The 17236-nt window shown below is 75.7% G+C and carries 14 protein-coding genes and 5 tRNA genes; 10 read left to right on the top strand and 9 right to left on the bottom strand.

Annotated elements, in window-relative coordinates:
- The first annotated feature begins 248 nt into the window (after positions 1 to 248).
- The 3 genes from cobT to ABT026_RS05185 all read left to right on the top strand — a co-directional run bounded on the left by cobT (position 249) and on the right by ABT026_RS05185 (position 6365).
- Complete coding sequence (gene cobT / locus ABT026_RS05195) at positions 249 to 4115, top strand: nicotinate-nucleotide--dimethylbenzimidazole phosphoribosyltransferase (protein WP_351112315.1); 3867 nt, start codon at positions 249 to 251, stop codon at positions 4113 to 4115.
- Positions 4116 to 4303: 188 nt separating this feature from the next.
- Positions 4304 to 5536, top strand: a complete 1233-nt coding sequence (gene cobA, locus ABT026_RS05190) for a uroporphyrinogen-III C-methyltransferase (protein WP_351112313.1) — start codon at positions 4304 to 4306, stop codon at positions 5534 to 5536.
- A 13-nt stretch (positions 5537 to 5549) separates the two neighbouring features.
- Complete coding sequence (locus ABT026_RS05185) at positions 5550 to 6365, top strand: TrmH family RNA methyltransferase (RefSeq protein ID WP_351112311.1); 816 nt, start codon at positions 5550 to 5552, stop codon at positions 6363 to 6365.
- Between the two features lie 59 nt (positions 6366 to 6424).
- Here ABT026_RS05185 and ABT026_RS05180 read toward each other — a convergent pair whose 3' ends face one another.
- Entirely contained in the window at positions 6425 to 7387 is a 963-nt protein-coding gene (locus tag ABT026_RS05180) for an SDR family NAD(P)-dependent oxidoreductase (RefSeq protein ID WP_351112309.1), read from the bottom strand.
- 687 nt (positions 7388 to 8074) lie between these two features.
- On the bottom strand, positions 8075 to 9442 hold the full coding sequence (locus tag ABT026_RS05175) for a protein kinase domain-containing protein (protein ID WP_351112760.1): 1368 nt from the start codon (positions 9440 to 9442) through the stop codon (positions 8075 to 8077).
- Between the two features lie 534 nt (positions 9443 to 9976).
- Between ABT026_RS05175 and ABT026_RS05170 the strand changes: the two genes are divergently transcribed.
- A complete protein-coding gene (locus ABT026_RS05170) occupies positions 9977 to 10903 on the top strand; it encodes an aminoglycoside phosphotransferase family protein (protein ID WP_351112307.1) in 927 nt (308 codons plus the stop codon).
- A 109-nt stretch (positions 10904 to 11012) separates the two neighbouring features.
- Positions 11013 to 11273, top strand: a complete 261-nt coding sequence (locus ABT026_RS05165; protein ID WP_351112305.1) for a TFIIB-type zinc ribbon-containing protein — start codon at positions 11013 to 11015, stop codon at positions 11271 to 11273.
- A gap of 118 nt (positions 11274 to 11391) precedes the next feature.
- Here the strand turns inward: ABT026_RS05165 and ABT026_RS05160 are convergent.
- From ABT026_RS05160 to ABT026_RS05140, 5 genes are all read right to left on the bottom strand, one after another.
- Positions 11392 to 11463: transfer RNA gene (locus tag ABT026_RS05160), tRNA-Val, on the bottom strand.
- Positions 11464 to 11502: 39 nt separating this feature from the next.
- Positions 11503 to 11574, bottom strand: a tRNA-Val gene (locus tag ABT026_RS05155).
- 34 nt (positions 11575 to 11608) lie between these two features.
- Positions 11609 to 11680 (bottom strand) — tRNA-Val (locus ABT026_RS05150).
- Between the two features lies 1 nt (position 11681).
- Positions 11682 to 11755, bottom strand: a tRNA-Cys gene (locus ABT026_RS05145).
- 41 nt (positions 11756 to 11796) lie between these two features.
- Positions 11797 to 11869 (bottom strand) — tRNA-Gly (locus ABT026_RS05140).
- Between the two features lie 201 nt (positions 11870 to 12070).
- On the opposite strand from ABT026_RS05140, the gene ABT026_RS05135 reads away from it, so the two are divergent.
- The 3 genes from ABT026_RS05135 (at position 12071) to ABT026_RS05125 (ending at position 14849) form a co-directional block, all read left to right on the top strand.
- Positions 12071 to 13123 carry a chorismate-binding protein gene (locus ABT026_RS05135; RefSeq protein WP_351112303.1) on the top strand — a complete coding sequence of 351 codons (1053 nt, stop codon included), beginning with the start codon at positions 12071 to 12073 and terminating at the stop codon, positions 13121 to 13123.
- Positions 13120 to 13944: an aminotransferase class IV gene (locus ABT026_RS05130; protein WP_351112301.1), complete on the top strand. Its 825-nt coding sequence runs from the start codon at positions 13120 to 13122 to the stop codon at positions 13942 to 13944. The genes ABT026_RS05135 and ABT026_RS05130 overlap by 4 nt, the downstream gene beginning before the upstream one ends.
- 65 nt (positions 13945 to 14009) lie before the next feature.
- Positions 14010 to 14849, top strand: a complete 840-nt coding sequence (locus ABT026_RS05125; protein WP_351112299.1) for a GNAT family N-acetyltransferase — start codon at positions 14010 to 14012, stop codon at positions 14847 to 14849.
- Positions 14850 to 14892: 43 nt separating this feature from the next.
- Here ABT026_RS05125 and ABT026_RS05120 read toward each other — a convergent pair whose 3' ends face one another.
- A complete protein-coding gene (locus ABT026_RS05120) occupies positions 14893 to 15411 on the bottom strand; it encodes a DsbA family protein (protein ID WP_351112297.1) in 519 nt (172 codons plus the stop codon).
- A gap of 152 nt (positions 15412 to 15563) precedes the next feature.
- Here ABT026_RS05120 and ABT026_RS05115 point away from each other — a divergent pair, with 152 nt between their 5' ends.
- Positions 15564 to 15998, top strand: coding sequence for a hypothetical protein (locus ABT026_RS05115; protein WP_351112294.1), 435 nt, complete (start codon positions 15564 to 15566; stop codon positions 15996 to 15998).
- A gap of 230 nt (positions 15999 to 16228) precedes the next feature.
- Positions 16229 to 16396, top strand: coding sequence for a hypothetical protein (locus tag ABT026_RS05110; protein ID WP_351112292.1), 168 nt, complete (start codon positions 16229 to 16231; stop codon positions 16394 to 16396).
- Between the two features lie 84 nt (positions 16397 to 16480).
- On the opposite strand, the gene ABT026_RS05105 is transcribed toward ABT026_RS05110, so the two are convergent.
- Complete coding sequence (locus tag ABT026_RS05105; protein WP_351112290.1) at positions 16481 to 17038, bottom strand: CGNR zinc finger domain-containing protein; 558 nt, start codon at positions 17036 to 17038, stop codon at positions 16481 to 16483.
- Positions 17039 to 17236: the final 198 nt, after the last annotated feature.

Here is a 17236-nt window from a genome sequence, read left to right as displayed (position 1 = left end):
CGGAAGGACGGGTGCGGTACGACGGCGCCGGAGGCGCACGAGAGGGCGAGTTCCACCACGGACCTTGCCGGATCGGCCTGCGTCGGAGGGCGGGGGACGGCGACAATGCGAGTTGTCGGCTCCTCGTCCGAGTGGGCGGGTCTCTCGTGCCGCTCGGCGGGCCCGCTCGTTCAACAGGACGGGCGGTCCGCGCGCCGCTCCGGACGAGCAGGTTGTCAGAAGCACCAACCGATGGGCGAGGGGTACGCATGACCGACACCGGCCAGGTCCCGGGCGAGGGACTGCCGGAGAGCGCAGGCACGGTGGAACAGCCGGGCGTCCCCGCGCCGGGTTCCTACACCTACCTCTCCGAGCCGACCGCCGAGGAAGACCAGCTCCTGCTCCCGGGCGCCCAGGGCGCCTGGGGCAACGAGGTGCCGCCGGGGCAGGAAGGCGCGTACCCGGAGGGCGGCTACGCCGAAGGCGGCTACCCGGAGGGCACCTACGGGGACCAGCACGGTCAGCACGGTCACGGGCAGCAGGCCCACGGTCAGCAGGCGTACGCGGAGCAGGCGTACCCCGAGCAGCAGGCCTACGCGGAGCAGCAGGGCGCGGCCGGGTACCCGGCCTATGCCGAGCAGCCCGCGGGGGCGGACCAGGCCGGCGCCGCGGCGCAGGGCGGGCCGGAGCGCGGCGGCCAGGAGCAGCAGGGCGCCGGAGCGACGTCCCACGCCACCGGCGTCCACGACAGCGGAAGTTACGACCTCGGCGCCGCCGCCCAGGCGTCCGGACGCGGCGGCCCGCGCCGCCCGCTACACCTCGGCCCGCCGACCCCCGACGCCTCGATGAGCCCCGTGCGGTCCCTCGCCGACCGCGGACCGGCCACCGTCGTCCGCCAGTTGGGGCAGCAGGGCGCGGCCCCGGAGTACCTCGAGTCCCAGGGCGTCGGCCCCGCCACCCAGCACCCCGCCCCCTGGGGCGGCACGCCCACCGGGCAGGAGGCGGCCCAGAGTTACCCCGAGCAGACCGCCGCCCACAACGGGCAGGCCCCCGCCGGTGACGCCTACGCCATGGCCGGGGAGGCCTACCCGGCCGCCGACGCCTCGCTCGGCGCGGGCACGGCCTACGCCACCCCGGCCGAGGGCTCCACCGGCCAGTACTCCGTCGCCCCGCAGCAGCAGGCGTACGCCGGTCAGGAGACCGCCGCGCAGGACACGTTCGGCGGGCAGGAGGCGTTCGCCACCGCCCCGCAGGACGCCCTCGACGCCCCGCAGAACGCCCTCAACGGCGCTCAGGACACCTACCACGGCGCGCAGGACACGTACGCCGGGCAGGACGCCGCCGCCCTGCGGCAGAGCTTCCCCAACGACACCCTCTCCGGGCACGGCACGCTCGGCGGCCGCCAGGGCATCGCGGCCCACGACCTCGCCGCCGCGCAGCAGGCCGCGGCCCACGGGCAGGACGCCTCCGGGCAGTTCGCCCTCGCCGAGCAGCCGCTGGGCGAGTTCGTGCCGGTCCCCGGCACCGTCCCCGCCCCGCCGCACCTGGCCCCGGCCCCCGGCCACCCCGCGGCTGCCGCGGGGGAGGCATGGGCCGCCCAGGCCCCGGGCGCGGAGACCGCCGACCCCGCCGACGCCGCCGCCCAGGCGGTGGAGCGGGCCGTCGCCGAGCAGCCCTCCGCCGACCAGGCTGCCGCCGAGCACGCCGCCGCAGAGCAGGCTGCCGCCGAGCACGCCGCCGCAGAGCAGGCTGCCGCCGAGCACGCCGCCGCCGAGCACGCCGCCGCAGAGCACGCCGCCGCAGAGCAGGCTGCCGCCACGGCCCACGCCGAGCAGGTCGCCGCCGAACAGGCCGCTGCCGAGCAGGCTGCCGCCGAGCACGCCGCTGCCACGGCCGCGGCCGAGCAGATCGCCGCCGAGCAGGCTGCCGCGCAGCGGGCCGCCGCCGAGCAGGCGGATGTGGACGGACAGGCCGAGCGGTCCGGGCAGTTCGAGGTGGCCCCGGTCGCCGACGCCGCCGCCGAGCACGAGGCGCAGCCCGCCCCCGAGCAGCCCGCGGAAGCGGCCGCCGAGTCCGCGGCCGCCGAGCACCCGCAGACCCCCGAGGTTCCCGTCGCGCTCGTCCCCGCCCCCCGCGAGGGCGAGAGCATCACCCCCGAGCCGGCGCCCGTCGAGCCCCAGGACCTCGTGACCCCGCAGCCGGACGCCGACGAGGCCGCACCCGTCGCCGCGGCGGACGCCGTCGAGGACGCGGAGGCGCCCCGGGCCGCGGAGCCGGTGGCACGCCCCGAGGCCCCGGCCGTGGACACGGGCTCCGTCGAGCCCGCCCCCGTCGGCGAGGACACCCCCGCCGTGGTGGAGGAACTCGCCGAGCCGGCCGCCGCCGGCCAGGACACCGAGCCCCAGCCCGCCGCCCCCGGCTACGCCGAGGCCGAACGCGAGGCCGTGCTCCGGGTGATGCGCGAGCGCCGCGACATCCGCCAGGGCTTCCGCCCCGACCCGATCCCGCACGAGGTGCTGCGCCGCGTCCTGGAGGCCGCGCACCACGCGCCGTCCGTCGGGCACTCCCAGCCCTGGGACTTCGTCGTCATCCGCTCCGAGGAGACCCGGCAGCAGATGCACGAACTGGCCATGGCCCAGCGCGAGGCGTACGCCAAGTCGCTGCCCAAGGGCCGGGCGAAGAAGTTCAAGGAGATGAAGATCGAGGCCATCCTCGACACTCCGGTGAACATCGTCGTCACCGCCGACCCGACCCGCGGCGGACAGCACACCCTCGGCCGGTACACCCAGCCGCAGATGGCCCCCTACTCCGCGGCCCTGGCCGTCGAGAACCTCTGGCTCGCCGCGCGCGCCGAGGGCCTCGGCGTCGGCTGGGTGAGCTTCTTCGACGAGCGGGAGATGGTCCGCGCCCTCGGCCTGCCCGAGTACCTCGAGGTCGTCGCCTACCTCTGCGTGGGCTACGTCGACGAGTTCCCGGACGAGCCCGAACTGGTGCAGGCCGGCTGGTCCAAGCGGCGCCCGCTGTCCTGGGCGGTGCACGAGGAGGCCTACGGCCGCCGCGCGCTGCCCGGCGAGGAGCCGCACGACCTGCTCGCCGAGACCATCGCCGGGATCCGCCCGCTGGACGCCAAGGCGCTCGGCGAGGCGTGGGAGCGGCAGAAGCGGATGACCAAGCCGGCCGGCGCGCTCGGCATGCTGGAGATCATCTCCGCCCAGCTGTGCGGACTGTCCCGGCAGTGCCCGCCGCCGATCCCCGAGCCCGCCGCCGTCGCGGTGTTCGCCGGCGACCACGGCGTCCACGCCCAGGGCGTGACCCCGTGGCCGCAGGAGGTCACCGCCCAGATGGTGGCCAACATGCTGGGCGGCGGCGCGGTCAGCAACGCCTTCGCCACCCAGGTCGGCGCCGAACTGTGCGTGGTGGACGTCGGCGTGGCCGCCGAACTGCCGCCCCAGCAGGGCCTGCTGCCCCGCAAGGTGCGGCCCGGCACCGCCGACATGACGCAGGGGCCCGCGATGACCCGCGAGGAGGTCAAGGCCGCCATCGAGGTGGGCATCGAGACCGCCCGCGACCTGGTCGCGGCCGGCAACAAGGCGCTGCTCACCGGTGAGATGGGCATCGCCAACACCACCGCCTCCGCCGCCCTCATCTCGGTCTTCACCGACACCGACCCGGCCGAGGTCACCGGCCGGGGCACCGGCATCGACGACGAGACGCTGGCCCGCAAGACCGACGTGGTCCGCCGCGCCCTCGAGGTGCACCGGCCCGACCCGGCCGACCCGATCGGCGTTCTCGCCGCCGTCGGCGGCCTGGAGCACGCCGCCATGGTCGGCCTGCTGCTCGGCGGCGCCTGCCTGCGCACGCCGGTCATCCTGGACGGCGTCAGCGCCGGCGCCGCCGCCCTGGTGGCCCGCGCCATCGCCCCCGAGGTGCTGGCCGCCTGCATCGCCGGCCACCGCAGCGCCGAGCCCGGACACGTCGCCGCGCTCAACAAGCTGGGCCTGCGCCCGCTGGTCGACCTGGACCTCCGCCTCGGCGAGGGCACCGGCGCGCTGCTCGCGCTGCCGCTGGTGCAGTCCACCGCCCGTGCCATGCACGAGGTGGCCACCTTCGACTCGGCCGGCGTCACCGAGAAGTAGTACCGCCAGGACCCGGGCGGGGCGGGAGATCGTGCGAAGATCACACCGCCCTGCCCCGGTCCGGGCCCACCGCACGCCATAAACTCCCCCTGTCAGGGCAGCTCCGACGGCGCAGCTCCCACCCCTGCCGGGCATGCCCGAAGCGGCCCGGCAGCGTCCCCAGCAGCCCGTTCCCAGGGAGCCGCCCCATGGCCGAACACCCCGCCTACCCCGTGGGCCTGCGCCTGACCGGCCGCCGAGTGGTCGTGCTCGGCGGCGGACAGGTCGCCCAGCGCCGCCTCCCCGCCCTGGTCGCGGCCGGCGCCGACGTCACCCTGGTCTCCCCGTCCGCCACCCCGTCCGTCGAGGCGATGGCCGACGCCGGCGAGATCGCCTGGGAACGCCGCCGCTACGCCGACGGCGACCTGGTGGGCGCCTGGTACGCCGTCGTCGCCACCAGCGACCCCGAGGCCAACACCGCGGCCTCCGCCGAGGCCGAGCGCGGCCGCGTCTGGTGCGTCCGCTCCGACGACGCCGACGCCGCCACCGCCTGGACCCCCGCCACCGGCCGCGCCGGAGGCGTCACCGTCGCCGTCCTCACCACCGAGGCCAAGGACCGCGACCCGCGCCACACCGCCGCCATCCGTGACGCCGTCGTCGAGGGCCTGCGCGACAACACCCTGGTCGCCCCGCAGCACCGCACCAAGACCCCCGGCGTCGCCCTGGTCGGCGGCGGCCCCGGCGACCCCGACCTGATCACCGTGCGCGGCCGCCGGCTGCTCGCCGAGGCCGACGTCGTCATCGCCGACCGGCTCGGCCCGCGCGACCTGCTCGACGAACTCCCCCCGCACGTCGAGGTCATCGACGCCGCGAAGATCCCCTACGGGCGCTACATGGCCCAGGAGGCCATCAACAACGCCCTGATCGAGCACGCGAAGCAGGGCAAGGCCGTGGTCCGCCTCAAGGGCGGCGACCCGTTCGTCTTCGGCCGCGGCATGGAGGAGGCCCAGGCGCTCGCCGAGGCCGGCATCGCCTGCACCGTCGTCCCCGGCATCTCCTCGTCCATCTCCGTCCCGGCCGCCGCCGGCATCCCCGTCACCCACCGGGGCGTCGCCCACGAGTTCACCGTCCTCAGCGGCCACGTCGCCCCCGACGACGAGCGCTCCCTGGTCGACTGGGCGGCCATGGCCAAGCTCACCGGCACCCTCGTCATCCTGATGGGCGTCGACAAGATCGGCCGCATCGCCGAGACGCTGGTCGCCCACGGCAAGGCTCCCGACACCCCCGTCGCCCTCGTCCAGGAGGGCACCACCAGCGCCCAGCGGCGGGTGGACGCCACCCTGGCCACCGTCGGCGAGGTCGTCCGCGCCGAGGACGTGCGGCCGCCCGCCGTCATCGTCATCGGCCCGGTGGTCTCCGTCGGCGCCGCCACGCTCACGTAAGGCACCGCACCCCATGGCCGAACCCGTCCTCGTCGACGACCCCGCCGACCCCCGGCTCGCCGACTACACCGACCTCACCGACGTCGAACTGCGCCGCCGCCGGGAACCCGCCGAAGGCCTGTTCATCGCCGAGGGCGAGAAGGTGATCCGGCGGGCCGTCGACGGCGGCCACGCCATGCGGTCCATGATGCTCACGCCCAAGTGGGCGTGGGTGATGGCCGACGTCGTCGAGGCGACCGACGCCCCCGTCCTCCTGGTGACGCCCGAGGTCGCCGAACAGGTCACCGGCTACCACGTGCACCGCGGCGCGCTCGCCTCCATGGCGCGCGAGCCGCTGCGCGACGTCGCCGAACTCCTGCCCGGGGCGCGGAGGGTGGCCGTCTTCGAGGACATCGTCGACCACGCCAACATCGGCGCCGCGTTCCGCAACGCCGCCGCGCTGGGCGTCGACGCGGTGCTGCTCACCCCGCGCTGCGCGGACCCGTTGTACCGGCGGGCGGTGAAGGTGTCGATGGGCACGGTGTTCCAGGTGCCGTGGACCCGGCTGGAGACCTGGCCCGCGGACGTCGGGCGGCTGCGGGACGCGGGCTTCACGGTGGCCGCGTTCTGCCTGAGCGAGCAGGCCGTCACGCTGGACGAGCTGGCCGCGCGCGACGACGAGCGCCTGGCCCTCGTCTTCGGCACCGAGGGCGACGGCCTCAGCCCGCGCGTCCTGGCCGAGGCGGACGTCCACGTCACCATCCCCATGGCCGAGGGCGTCGACTCCCTCAACGTCGCCGCGGCCTCAGCGGTCGCCTTCTACGCCACCCGGCCCCGCCGCCCGGCCTGAACCGCGCCCGGCCCGAGCCGCCTGGCCTGAGCCGCGCGGCGGCGGACCGTACCGGGGCGTCACCGGGCCACGCCGGCGAAGGCGTCGACGCCGGTGAGGCGGGCCGACAGCTCCCACAGGCGCGTGGCCTCCCGGGGGTCGGTCGCGTGCGGGTGGACCCCGCCCTCCACCCCGTCGGCGGCCGGTCCTGCGATGTCGCAGTCCTCGCAGTACACGCCGCCCAGGCCCGCCAGGCCGGGGGAGGTCGCCGCCCACACCTGCGTCGCGGCGCCCTGCGCGGGCGTCTTGAAGGTGGGATCGGCGAGACCGCCGCTCTCGTCGATCCAGCCCGCGTCCACCATCTCCGTGGTGCTGAGGTGCCGTTGCAGCGGGGTGAGGATGCTGCCCGGGTGCACCGCGAACGCCCTGACACCGGCGCCTCGTCCCCGCGCGTCGAGCCCCACCGCGAACAGCACGTTCGCCGCCTTCGCCTGGCCGTACGCCTGCCACCGGTCGTAGCCGCGCTCGAACTGCACGTCGTCCCAGCGCATGCCCATGCCGTGGGCCCCGGAGGACACGGAGACCACACGTCCGCCGCCCCTCGCGATCGCCGGCCAGAGACGGTTGACCAGCGCGAAGTGGCCGAGGTGGTTGACGGCGAACTGCGCCTCCCAGCCGGGACCCACCCGGGTCTCGGGACAGGCCATGATCCCCGCGCTGTTGATCACGATGCCGATCTCGCGCCCCGAGTCCAGGAACCGCTCGGCGAACCGGCGGACGCTGTCGAGGTCGGACAGGTCGAGGTCGGCGGTCTCCACGCCGTCGATGCCTCCGACCGCCTTCTCGGCAGCCTCCCGCCGCCGCGCGGGCACGACCACCCGGGCTCCGGCCCGTGCCAGGGCGCGAGTCGTCTCCAGCCCGAGCCCCGAGTAGCCGCCGGTGACGAGAGCGGTGGTGCCGGCGAGGTCGATGCCGTCCAGGACCTCGTCCGCGGTACTGCGGGCGCCGAAGCGGGAACCGGTTGTGCGCTGCGGTGTCGTCATGCCGGCGACGCTAGGTGCTCGAGTGAGGTCTAGGTCAACGCGTCCCCCGGGGGTGGTGTCCGGCTTCGCGTCCGGGCGGGCGGCGGGGGCCGGCGGAGTTCCGCACCGCACGCGACCGCAACCAGGGTGCTGCCCAGGGGAGCGGGCCGGTGGGTCTTGACGGAGGGGCGCGGGCCGTTGCGGCACGGCGGCGGGGCGGCACCGGGGGTGGGCGGGGTGCTGATGGAAGGGCCCTGGCCGGCCCGTGGGCCCGGATCGGTCCCTGGGCCGGTCGGGACCGCCGACTCGTCGAAGCGGGCCGGACAGCATGCCGCAGGCGGTCGGCGAGACCGTGACGGGTTCGTTCGGCCGGGTGGCGCGCGTCGTCGGACAGGTCCGCGAGGTGGGTCGCCGGAGGGCCCTGCCCGGTCCGTGGGCCCGCCCAGCATGGGGCCGCCGGGCGCGGGCGCTCCGCTGATGCGGGCGATGCCCGGTCTGGGGGCCCCGGGCGGTCCGTGGGGCTGGGGCGCTCCGGGGAGCGTGTCGGTCCGCGACGGGCGGGGCCGGTTGGCAGGGCCGCCGTCATTCCCCCCCCGTGGAGCAGGACGACCGGGCCCGGGGCCATGTGGCGGCGGGACGGCGGGGCGGGACCGGGAGCTGGGAAGCGCGTGGGTCCGTGGGGCGCGGGTCGGGCCTGCGGACCGGCGGTCAGCCCGTGGGGGCGGGGTCGGTCCGCTGAGCCGGCGGGTCCGCGGGGGGAGTCGCCGGGGCGGCCGTGGCGGAAGGCGGAGCGGCGGCGCCCGAGTCGTCCGACGGCCCCTGGCACCCCTGCACCGTCGCGATGCCCAGCGCCGCCAGCAGCGTCACCACCACGAACACGGTCAGCCGCTGCCGCAGCAGGCGTGGATTGGCCGGCCGCAGCTTCGTACCGCTGCGCGAGCCGGCCGTGCCCGTGCCCGTCCCGGACGCCGTGCGGCCGCCCCGCGATGAGGGGGCGGCGCCCTTGCGGCCCGGCCGGCTCCCCCCGGTGGAGGGAGGACGCCGCCGTGCCGGCGTGGGGGAGGCGGACCGCCGCGCCGCGGCCGGGTAGGGCGAAGCCGCGCCCCCGGAGGACCGCACCGGCGTCCGTCCCCCAGGGGCGGACGGCGCCGACCCCCGCGGCACCGGCGTCCGCACCGTCGCGGCCGCGGCCGAGCCGCCCGCGCCGTCGTCCCGCCCGGCGGACCGCGCCTCGCCCAGTCCCAGCCCCTGCGCCTCCCGCGCCGCGATCTCCTTCAGCCGCAGCGACAGCTGAAGCGTCGTCGGCCGCTGCTCGGGGTCCTTGGCCAGACAGGCCCGCACCAGCGGGGCCAGCGCCCCCGGCACACCCCGCAGCTGCGGCTCCTCGTGGACCACGCGGTACAGCATCACCTCGGAGCTGCCGTGGCCGAACGGCGAGTCACCCGTCGACGCGTACGCCAGCGTCGCGCCCAGCGCGAACACGTCGGTGGCCGGCGTCACCGCCGCCCCCCGCACCTGCTCGGGAGCGAGGAAGCCGGGGGAGCCCACCGCCGTGCCGACGTGGGTGAGCGTGGACGCCCCGGTCGCCCAGGCGATGCCGAAGTCGATGATCCGGGGGCCCTTGGGGGACAGCAGGATGTTGGACGGCTTGAGGTCCCGGTGGACCACCCCCGCCTCGTGCACCGCGACCAGCCCCTCGGAGAGCGCCGCGCCGACCGCCGCGACCTCCGCCGCCGGCAGCGGACCCTCCTCGGCGACCCGGTCGTGCAGCGAAGGCCCCGGCACGTACTGCGTGGCGAACCACGGCCGCTCGGCCTCCAGGTCCGCCGCCACCAGCCGCGCCGTGCAGCCGCCCCGGATCCGCCGCGCCGCCGACACCTCGCGGGCGAAACGCGACCGGAACTCCTGGTCCTCGGCCAGGTCAGGCCGGATCACCTTGAGCGCGACCCGCTGGCCCCGCCGGTCGGAGCCCAGGTAGACCACGCCCATCCCGCCCGCGCCGAGCCGCCGGTGCAGCCTGAACGAGCCGACGACGCGCGGGTCCTCGCGCCTGAGGCGCATCATCGCCATGTTCATCCCCGCTGCCCGGTCCGTCTGACGAGCCAACAGCTTACGTTTCCCGGCCGCGCCGCGCGTTCAGGCCGCGCCCGCTCACCCCTCCGCGAACGCGTTTGCGGGCTCGCGGCTGCCAAGATGCCGCCTCCGTACGGGGTTTGGCGACGGTACCGCCGCGTGAGCCACGTCACTCGCCGCCGCGCGCGGGGCGAAGCTCCGGCCTCCGCTTCTCCACCCTGGGAAGTAGCCGCAGCGGCCCGGTTCATCCGGGGGCATGACGCCGCGGACCCGAATCCGCGCGAGGATTCCTCATGTGGCCACGCAGACGTCGTCCGAGGGCGTGGTGCCGGGGCGCCGAGCGCGCCCCGGGCCCGGAAGAGCGGTCCGGGTGGGGACATCGGCCCGAACGAACCCCGTGGGGACGGGGGTACGACGGACGGCACCACCACGCCGGCGCGGCGCGTTCGCCGCGTCGGCGTGGGGTTTTCACAGGCATCCTCGGGCCGCATCGTCCTCGTCCACACCGTGATCCACTGCCCGCGTACGCTCACCGCCATGCCGGCAGACCTCCACGCACACGCCCGCGCCGCGGCCCACCCCGCCGCCGAGCCCTGCCCGGGGTGCGTCACCGGCACCCTGGCCGACCGCCCGGACGCCACCGTCGTCCGCCACCACCGCACCGTCGCCAAGGCCCACGCCCCCGGCACCGACCCGGCCGCGCTGGGCGCCCGCGTCGCGGTGGCCGCCGCCCTGCCGGAGATCCTGCTGCCGCCCCTGGACCCGTCCCCCGTCCCCCTGGACGGGCGTCTGGTGACCCGCTGGCCGCTGGGCCTGCCCGTCGACCCCGACGACCCGGACGCGGCCCCCTGGGAGGACGCCGCCGCCCTGACCGCCCGCCTGCACCGCATCCCGCCGCCGCCCGGCCTGCCCGCCATGCGCGGCCCCGCCAAGGCGGCCCTGGCGGTCGCCGGCCTCGCCGCCGACGCACCGGGCCATCCGGCCGTCCCGGTGCTGTCGCGCGCCTGGCGGGCCCTGCCGCCCTGGGCCCGCGACGAGGAACCCGCCCCGCCCGGCGCCGCGGGCACGCTCTGCCACGGAGACCTGCACCTGGGGCAGCTGGTCCGCCACCCCGCGCCCCACGGGCCGTGGCGGCTGATAGACGTCGACGACCTCGGCGTCGGCGTGCCCGCCTGGGACCTCGCCCGGCCCGCCTCCTGGTACGCCTGCGGCCTGCTGCCCGCCGAGGCGTGGCAGCGCTTCCTGCACGCCTACCGAGCCGCCCGCGGCCCCGCCGTGCCCGCCGAGGGCGACCCCTGGCCGGCGCTGGACGTGCCCGCCCGCGCCCTGACCGTGCAGACCGCCGCCCGGTCCGTCACCAAGGCCGCCCTCGCCGGACGGGCGCTGGACGAGGCGGAGGAGGCGCTGGTCGACGCCTGCGGGCGCATGGCGGCCTCCGGGGGCGGTCCGGTCGGTCCGGTGTGACGGATCCGTCCGACCGAGGTGCAACCGGCCGCGTCCGGGGGAGAGTCTGTGAGGGCGAGAACCGTAGTACCGGAGAACACGCACCGCGATACGAGGAGTTGATCCGTCGATGCACTGCCCGAAGTGTCACGCGCCGATGCACACCTACAACCGCAACGGGGTCCAGATCGAGCAGTGCTCGGGCTGCCGGGGGATCTTCCTCGACTACGGCGAGCTGGAGACGCTGACCCGGCTGGAGGCCCAGTGGGCCCAGCCCGCCCCGCCCGCGGCCCCGGGTGCCCCGGCCTGGGGCGCTCCGCACGCCGGCCACCACGGCCACGGCGGGCACCACCGCCCGAACAGCTTCGGCCGGATGCTCTTCTCGTCCTGACGTCTCTCGTCCCGACGTCGCCCCGGCGGCCCCTGCCACAGGGCCGCCGGCACGCGCGGGGACGGCGGAAACGCGGAAGCCCCCGTCCACCGAGGTGGACGGGGGCTTCGCGCAGGTGTGGACGATACTGGGATTGAACCAGTGACCTCTTCCGTGTCAGGGAAGCGCTCTCCCGCTGAGCTAATCGTCCTCGGGACAGGTGCGCGGCCCAGGGGCCGTGCCTACCGCGTGCGCGATACTGGGATTGAACCAGTGACCTCTTCCGTGTCAGGGAAGCGCTCTCCCGCTGAGCTAATCGCGCGGGGATCCTTGCGGATCAGGTCCTTGCGGACCGGTGGACGATACTGGGATTGAACCAGTGACCTCTTCCGTGTCAGGGAAGCGCTCTCCCGCTGAGCTAATCGTCCTTGGAGGTGGAGACGGGATTTGAACCCGTGTAGACGGCTTTGCAGGCCGTTGCCTCGCCTCTCGGCCACTCCACCAGGAGCACAGGGTTTCGGGAAGATCCCCTGCTCTTCATGCGAGCGGACGACGAGGCTCGAACTCGCGACCTCAACCTTGGCAAGGTTGCGCTCTACCAACTGAGCTACGTCCGCCTGTCGTTTCGGTCCGCTTCCGCGTCCCGGCGACGTGTTGAACTTTAGCCCATTCCCGGGCCAGTACAAAAACGCGTTTGCCCAGCATGCCGCGGCGGACCTCGACGGAGCGCGTTCCGGCAGGTCCACCCGCCTGCGCCCGCGGCGCCCGGCCCGACCGGCCCGGAAAGCTTCGTCCCGTTGCGACCTACACTCGGCGGAGTGCAGCACCTCCCACCCCTCGCCCGGTTCGGCGGCCTCGTCGCCACCGGCCTGCTCGACGTCACCGACGACCCGGCAGCGCTCGACTCCAGCGGCTTCTGGGCTGTCGCCGCCGACTACGAAGGCCGTCTGACCTGCGCCCGCTTCGCCGACGTCCGCGCCGAGCCGGTTCCCGCGCCGGTCCCCGGACGGTGGCCCGCGCCCGCCCCCGGCGACTGGACGTCCTCGCTCGACCGCGCCGCGTACACCGAAGGCGTGCGCCGCATCCACCGGCACATCGCGGCCGGCGAGGTCTACCAGGCCAACCTCTGCCGCGTCCTCGCCGCGCCCGTCGCCCCGCACGCCGACGTCGACGACCTGACGGCGCTGCTGGCGCGCGGCAACCCGGCGCCGTATGCAGGAACGATCCGTCTGCCGGAGCACGGGGTGGAGATCGCCACCGCCTCCCCGGAGCTCTTCCTCAGCCGCGACGGGCGGACCGTGGAGTCCGGCCCGATCAAGGGCACCGGACGGACCGAGGCCGACCTGCTGCCCAAGGACACGGCCGAGAACGTGATGATCGTCGACCTGGTCCGCAACGACCTGGGCCGGGTCTGCCGCACCGGCAGCGTCACCGTGCCCGACCTGTGCGTGGTGGAGAAGCACCCCGGCCTGGTCCACCTGGTCTCCACGGTGCGCGGCGAGCTGCTGCCCGGGGCCGGCTGGCCCGAGCTGCTGGCCGCCGCCTTCCCGCCCGGCTCGGTGACCGGCGCGCCCAAGGAGAGCGCCCTGGCGATCCTCGCCGCGCTCGAGCGGGGGCCGCGCGGCCCCTACTGCGGGGGCATCGGCTGGGTCGACGCCGACCGTGGGCGCGCCGAGCTGGCCGTCGGCATCCGCACCTTCTGGATCGACCGGGACGGTCCGGGCTCCGCCGTGCTGCGTTTCGGCACCGGCGCCGGGATCACCTGGGACTCCGACCCGGAGCGGGAGTGGGCGGAGACCGAGCTCAAGGCGTCCCGGCTGCTCGCGGTAGCGTCGGGAACGTACGACACCAGTGGAGGGACCCTTTCGTGAAGATATGGCTCGACGGCGGGCTCAAGGACATCGAGTCCGCCCGCGTCTCCGTCCTCGACCACGGACTGACCGTGGGGGACGGCATCTTCGAGACGGTGAAGACGGTCGACGGGAAGCCCTTCGCCCTCACCCGCCACCTGGACCGGCTCGCCCGGTCCGCCCAGGGGCTCGGCCTGCCCGCCCCGGACGCCGACGAGGTCCGCCGCGCCTGCGCGGCCGTGATCGACGCCAACCCGGGCCTGCCGCTGGGCCGGCTGCGGATCACCTACACCGGTGGCCACGGCCCGCTCGGCTCCGACCGCGGCGACCGGGGCACCACACTGGTGGTGGCGCTCGGCGAGGCCAAGGCCCGCCCGGACTCCACCGCGGTGATCACCGTGCCGTGGACCCGCAACGAGCGCGGCGCCCTCACCGGGCTGAAGACCACCTCCTACGCGGAGAACGTCGTCGCGCTCGCCCGCGCCCACGAACAGGGCGCCTCCGAAGCCCTGTTCGGCAACACCGTCGGGCAGCTCTGCGAGGGCACCGGCTCCAACGTCTTCGTCGTCCTGGACGGCGAGATCCTCACCCCGCCGCTCGCCTCCGGCTGCCTGGCGGGCATCACCCGCGAGCTGGTGGCCGAGTGGACCGGCGCGCGGGAGACCGACCTGCCGCTGGACGTCCTGGAGCGCGCCGACGAGGTGTTCCTGACCTCCTCGCTCCGCGACGTGCAGGCGGTGCACCGCGTGGACGACCGTGAACTGCCCGGCGTCGAGGGTCCGTTGACGGCGAAGGCGATGCGGCTCTTCGCGGAGCGGTCGGGCGACGACCTCGACCCGTGAACCGGTGCGGGAACCGGCCCGTGAACCAGGTGGCCGCGGGGCTCCCCGTGGGGTAGGAACACGGCATGACCACCACCCTGCGGCCCACCGAGCCGTTGCAGCAGGAGGCCGACGGGACCCGCTCGCGCCGCTTCCAGGTGTGCGTGAACAGCAGGCCCGTCGGCGGCCTACGCCTGGGCACCTCGCCGGTGTTCGGCGACACGGTCGCCCGTGTGTCGGACCTGTGGATCGACGAGGCGGACCGCCGGCGCGGCCGGGCCACGGTGGCCGCGCTGGCCGCCGAGGAGGTCGCCCGGATCTGGGGCTGCCGGCGGATCGAGGTCACGGTGCCCGCGGAGGCCGAGGCCGGGCTGCGGCTGGCGGTCGCGCTGGGGTACACCGAGCGCAACCGGACCATGGAGAAGCGGCTGGACGCGGCGCCCGCGTCCGCCCCGCTGCCGGACGGCAGCCGGGTGCGGACCATGACGCCCGAGGAGTTCCGGGCCTGGCGTGCGACCGGGGTCGAGCAGTACGCCCGCGACTGGGCCGTCCGCGGTGTGCCCCGGGAGGAGGCCTCGGCCAAGGCCCGCCGGGACCAGTCGCGGCTCCTGCCGGACGGACTCGCCACCCCGGGCATGGAGTTCTGGGTGCTGGAGCACGAGGGGGCGCGGGCGGGGCTGCTGTGGATTCGGCTGGGCGCGTCGGAGTCCGAGGCCGTGTACGTCTACGAGGTCGCGACCGAGGAGGCGGTGCGGGGGCGCGGGTTCGGACGGGCGCTGATGAGGCTCGCGGAGGAGCGGGCCGCGGTGGCGGGGCGGCGGGCGGTGGGGCTCAGCGTCTTCGCCGGCAACGTGCCCGCCGAACGTCTCTACGCCTCCCTCGGCTACCGCCCCACCCACCACCACCTGCACAAGCCTCTGTTGTAGCGCTCGACGGGGCAGCGCTCGACGGCGCAGGGGCGTCCCAGGCTCAGGCCAGGAGGCGGTCGGCGGTGGCCTCGATGCGGGCGCGGAGGCCCTCCTGGGACTTGCCGCCGTCGAGGCGCTCGCCGTCGATGACGTACGTCGGTGTCCCCGTGACGCCGATCGCCTTGCCCTCCGCCTGGTCGGCGTCGACGATCAGGATGTGCCGGCCGTCGACCAGCGCCGTGTCGACCTCCTCCGCGTCGAGCCCGAGCTCCCGCGCGACGTCGACCAGCAGCGCCTCCCCCCGGCGGTCCAGCTCCTCGACCCGGCCGAGGACCGCCTCCACGTACTCCCAGCCCTTGCCCTGCTCCAGCGCCTCCTCGGCGGCCTGCGCCGCGGCGAAGGCGTGCTTGTGCCTCTCCAGCGGGAAGTGGCGCAGCCGCACCTCCAGCCGGTCGCCGTAACGGGCGCGCAGGGCGCGGACGTCGTCCAGGGCGGTGCGGCAGTCGGGGCACTGCAGCTCGCACCAGACGTCGAGCACGACGGGGGCGGGGGCGGGGGTGCTGGAGGAGGTGTCGCTCATGGGACCAGTCTCCCAGCCGCGCCGCGCCCCCCGCTCCTCAGGGGCCGCCTGGGGGATGTCCCTGATTTCGGCCCGGATCCGTGGCGCCCCGGCGTGCCGCGGGGGCACGATGGAGGGAGCGTCACCGTCCGTCCCGTCCGTCAGGAGGCCCGATGCTCGCCGAGACCATCTGCAGCGCGGTGTCCGCCGCAGGCCTGGGCATCGCCGCGATCACCGCCTTCCGGCGCCGTTTCCTGACCGCCGCCCGGATCGCCGCGTACGCCCTGATCCCGCTCGGCCTGGTGCTGACCGGCGCGGTCGCCTGGGCCGCCGACACCGCCTTCGACCCCATGGCCTGGGTCGGCTTCGGCCTGCTCGGCGCCGCCTGGCTGCTCTTCCTGCTGAGCCGCGCCGTGGAGCGCCGCCGCCTGCGCAGGGCGACGCCGGAGACCCCGGGCGAGAGCGGACGGCCCGCCGCCGGCCCGGCCGCCTCGCGCCGTGCCGTGCCTCCGGCCCCGGAGGGCGGTCGTCGTGGACCGGCGGCCGGGTCCGGCGACCAGGACGACTTCAGCGACATCGAGGCGATCCTGAAGAAGCACGGCATCTGAAGAAGCACGGCATCCGAGACAGCGGGGGACGGTCGGGGACAGTCGGGGACAGCCAGGGACAGTTCGAGAGGCATATGATCTGACCTTTTCGGTCGGCGATCATGCTGCGTCCCATGAGCGGTCCGTTCCGGTCGCGAACCGGCCTCGCGGAGGCCCGCCGGGCGCAGAACCTGGCACGACGCGGCTCCCGTTCGCCCGGGGGGCGCGCGTCGGCCCATGATGCTCCCGAGATGCTGGACACGACTCGGAGCGAGGCCGCCACGTCGTCTCCGGAAGGAGACGAGCACGAGCCACGCGGGTGCCTCTTCGCCCTCTCCCAGCCACCGCTGATGATCTTCCTGGCGGTGATCGGGAGCCTGTTCCTCATGGCAGCGCTGCACGACCTGCTGCTGCTGTGAGCCGGCCGCGCGCGTCCCCGGCGACACCCGTCGGGGGCGGCGTTCTCAGACCCCCGCACGCCCCACCGGGCCCCAGGGGGCGGCTCAGCCCGCCGCTTCCTTGCGCCGGGCCCGGTAGGCCGCGACGTGCAGCCGGTTCCCGCAGGTGCGGCTGTCGCAGTAGCGCCGCGAACGGTTGCGCGAGAGGTCCACGAAGGCGCGGCGGCAGTCCGGCGCCTCGCAGCGCCGCAGTCTCTCCTCCTCCCCGGCGACCACGAAGAAGGCCAGCGCCATCCCGCAGTCCGCGGCCAGGTGGTCGGCGACGGAGGCCCCGGGCGCGAAGTAGTGGACGTGCCAGTCGTAGCCGTCGTGGTCGGTCAGCCGGGGCGTGGTGCCCGCCGCGGCGACCAGTTCGTTGATCAGCCCGGCGGCGATCCGGGCGTCCGGGGCCGCGAACACCGCCGCGAACCGTGCCCGCAGCCGCTTCACCGCGGAGAGGTCCAGCTCGGAGAGGGTTCCCACGTCGCTGATCCGGTGCCCCGCCACGAACCGCTCGAGCGCGCCGAGGTCCGGCAGTCCCTCCGCCACGCCGTCCTCCGGCGCGGTGTTCACCAGATCCACCACCGCGTCGAGGGCGCACCGGGTGTCGTGGGTGATCAGCACGTGTCGCTCCCTGCCTGGCATGCGTGGGCCGCCCGCCGATGGTGGCCGATCGTAATGGCTTTTCGGGCGGGGGGAAGGGCCGGTCCGCACGCCGGGAGCGAACGCCCGCCCCGGCTGTCCGTCCCCGCCCGCCCCCGGTCGTCCACCCCGGTCGCCCACCTCGCACGCCCCCGGACGCACCGGCGCCGCCGCCGCGGA

Origin of the sequence: Streptomyces sp. NPDC002734 (assembly GCF_040295685.1) — a bacterium.
Lineage (GTDB): Bacteria > Actinomycetota > Actinomycetes > Streptomycetales > Streptomycetaceae > Streptomyces.
The sequence above is the reverse complement of the archived record's forward strand: the minus strand, read 5'-3'. Positions and strand labels throughout refer to the sequence as shown.

Bases quoted from the DNA above. Each gene is read 5' to 3' on its own strand.
- ABT026_RS05120 (WP_351112297.1), bottom strand. From the start codon at position 15,411: ATGAGCGACACCTCCTCCAGCACCCCCGCCCCCGCCCCCGTCGTGCTC.
- ABT026_RS05185 (WP_351112311.1), top strand. From the start codon at position 5,550: ATGGCCGAACCCGTCCTCGTCGACGACCCCGCCGACCCCCGGCTCGCC.
- ABT026_RS05170 (WP_351112307.1), top strand. From the start codon at position 9,977: ATGCCGGCAGACCTCCACGCACACGCCCGCGCCGCGGCCCACCCCGCC.
- ABT026_RS05175 (WP_351112760.1), bottom strand. From the start codon at position 9,442: ATGAACATGGCGATGATGCGCCTCAGGCGCGAGGACCCGCGCGTCGTC.
- cobT (WP_351112315.1), top strand. From the start codon at position 249: ATGACCGACACCGGCCAGGTCCCGGGCGAGGGACTGCCGGAGAGCGCA.
- ABT026_RS05165 (WP_351112305.1), top strand. From the start codon at position 11,013: ATGCACTGCCCGAAGTGTCACGCGCCGATGCACACCTACAACCGCAAC.
- ABT026_RS05125 (WP_351112299.1), top strand. From the start codon at position 14,010: ATGACCACCACCCTGCGGCCCACCGAGCCGTTGCAGCAGGAGGCCGAC.
- ABT026_RS05110 (WP_351112292.1), top strand. From the start codon at position 16,229: ATGCTGGACACGACTCGGAGCGAGGCCGCCACGTCGTCTCCGGAAGGA.
- ABT026_RS05115 (WP_351112294.1), top strand. From the start codon at position 15,564: ATGCTCGCCGAGACCATCTGCAGCGCGGTGTCCGCCGCAGGCCTGGGC.
- cobA (WP_351112313.1), top strand. From the start codon at position 4,304: ATGGCCGAACACCCCGCCTACCCCGTGGGCCTGCGCCTGACCGGCCGC.
- ABT026_RS05180 (WP_351112309.1), bottom strand. From the start codon at position 7,387: ATGACGACACCGCAGCGCACAACCGGTTCCCGCTTCGGCGCCCGCAGT.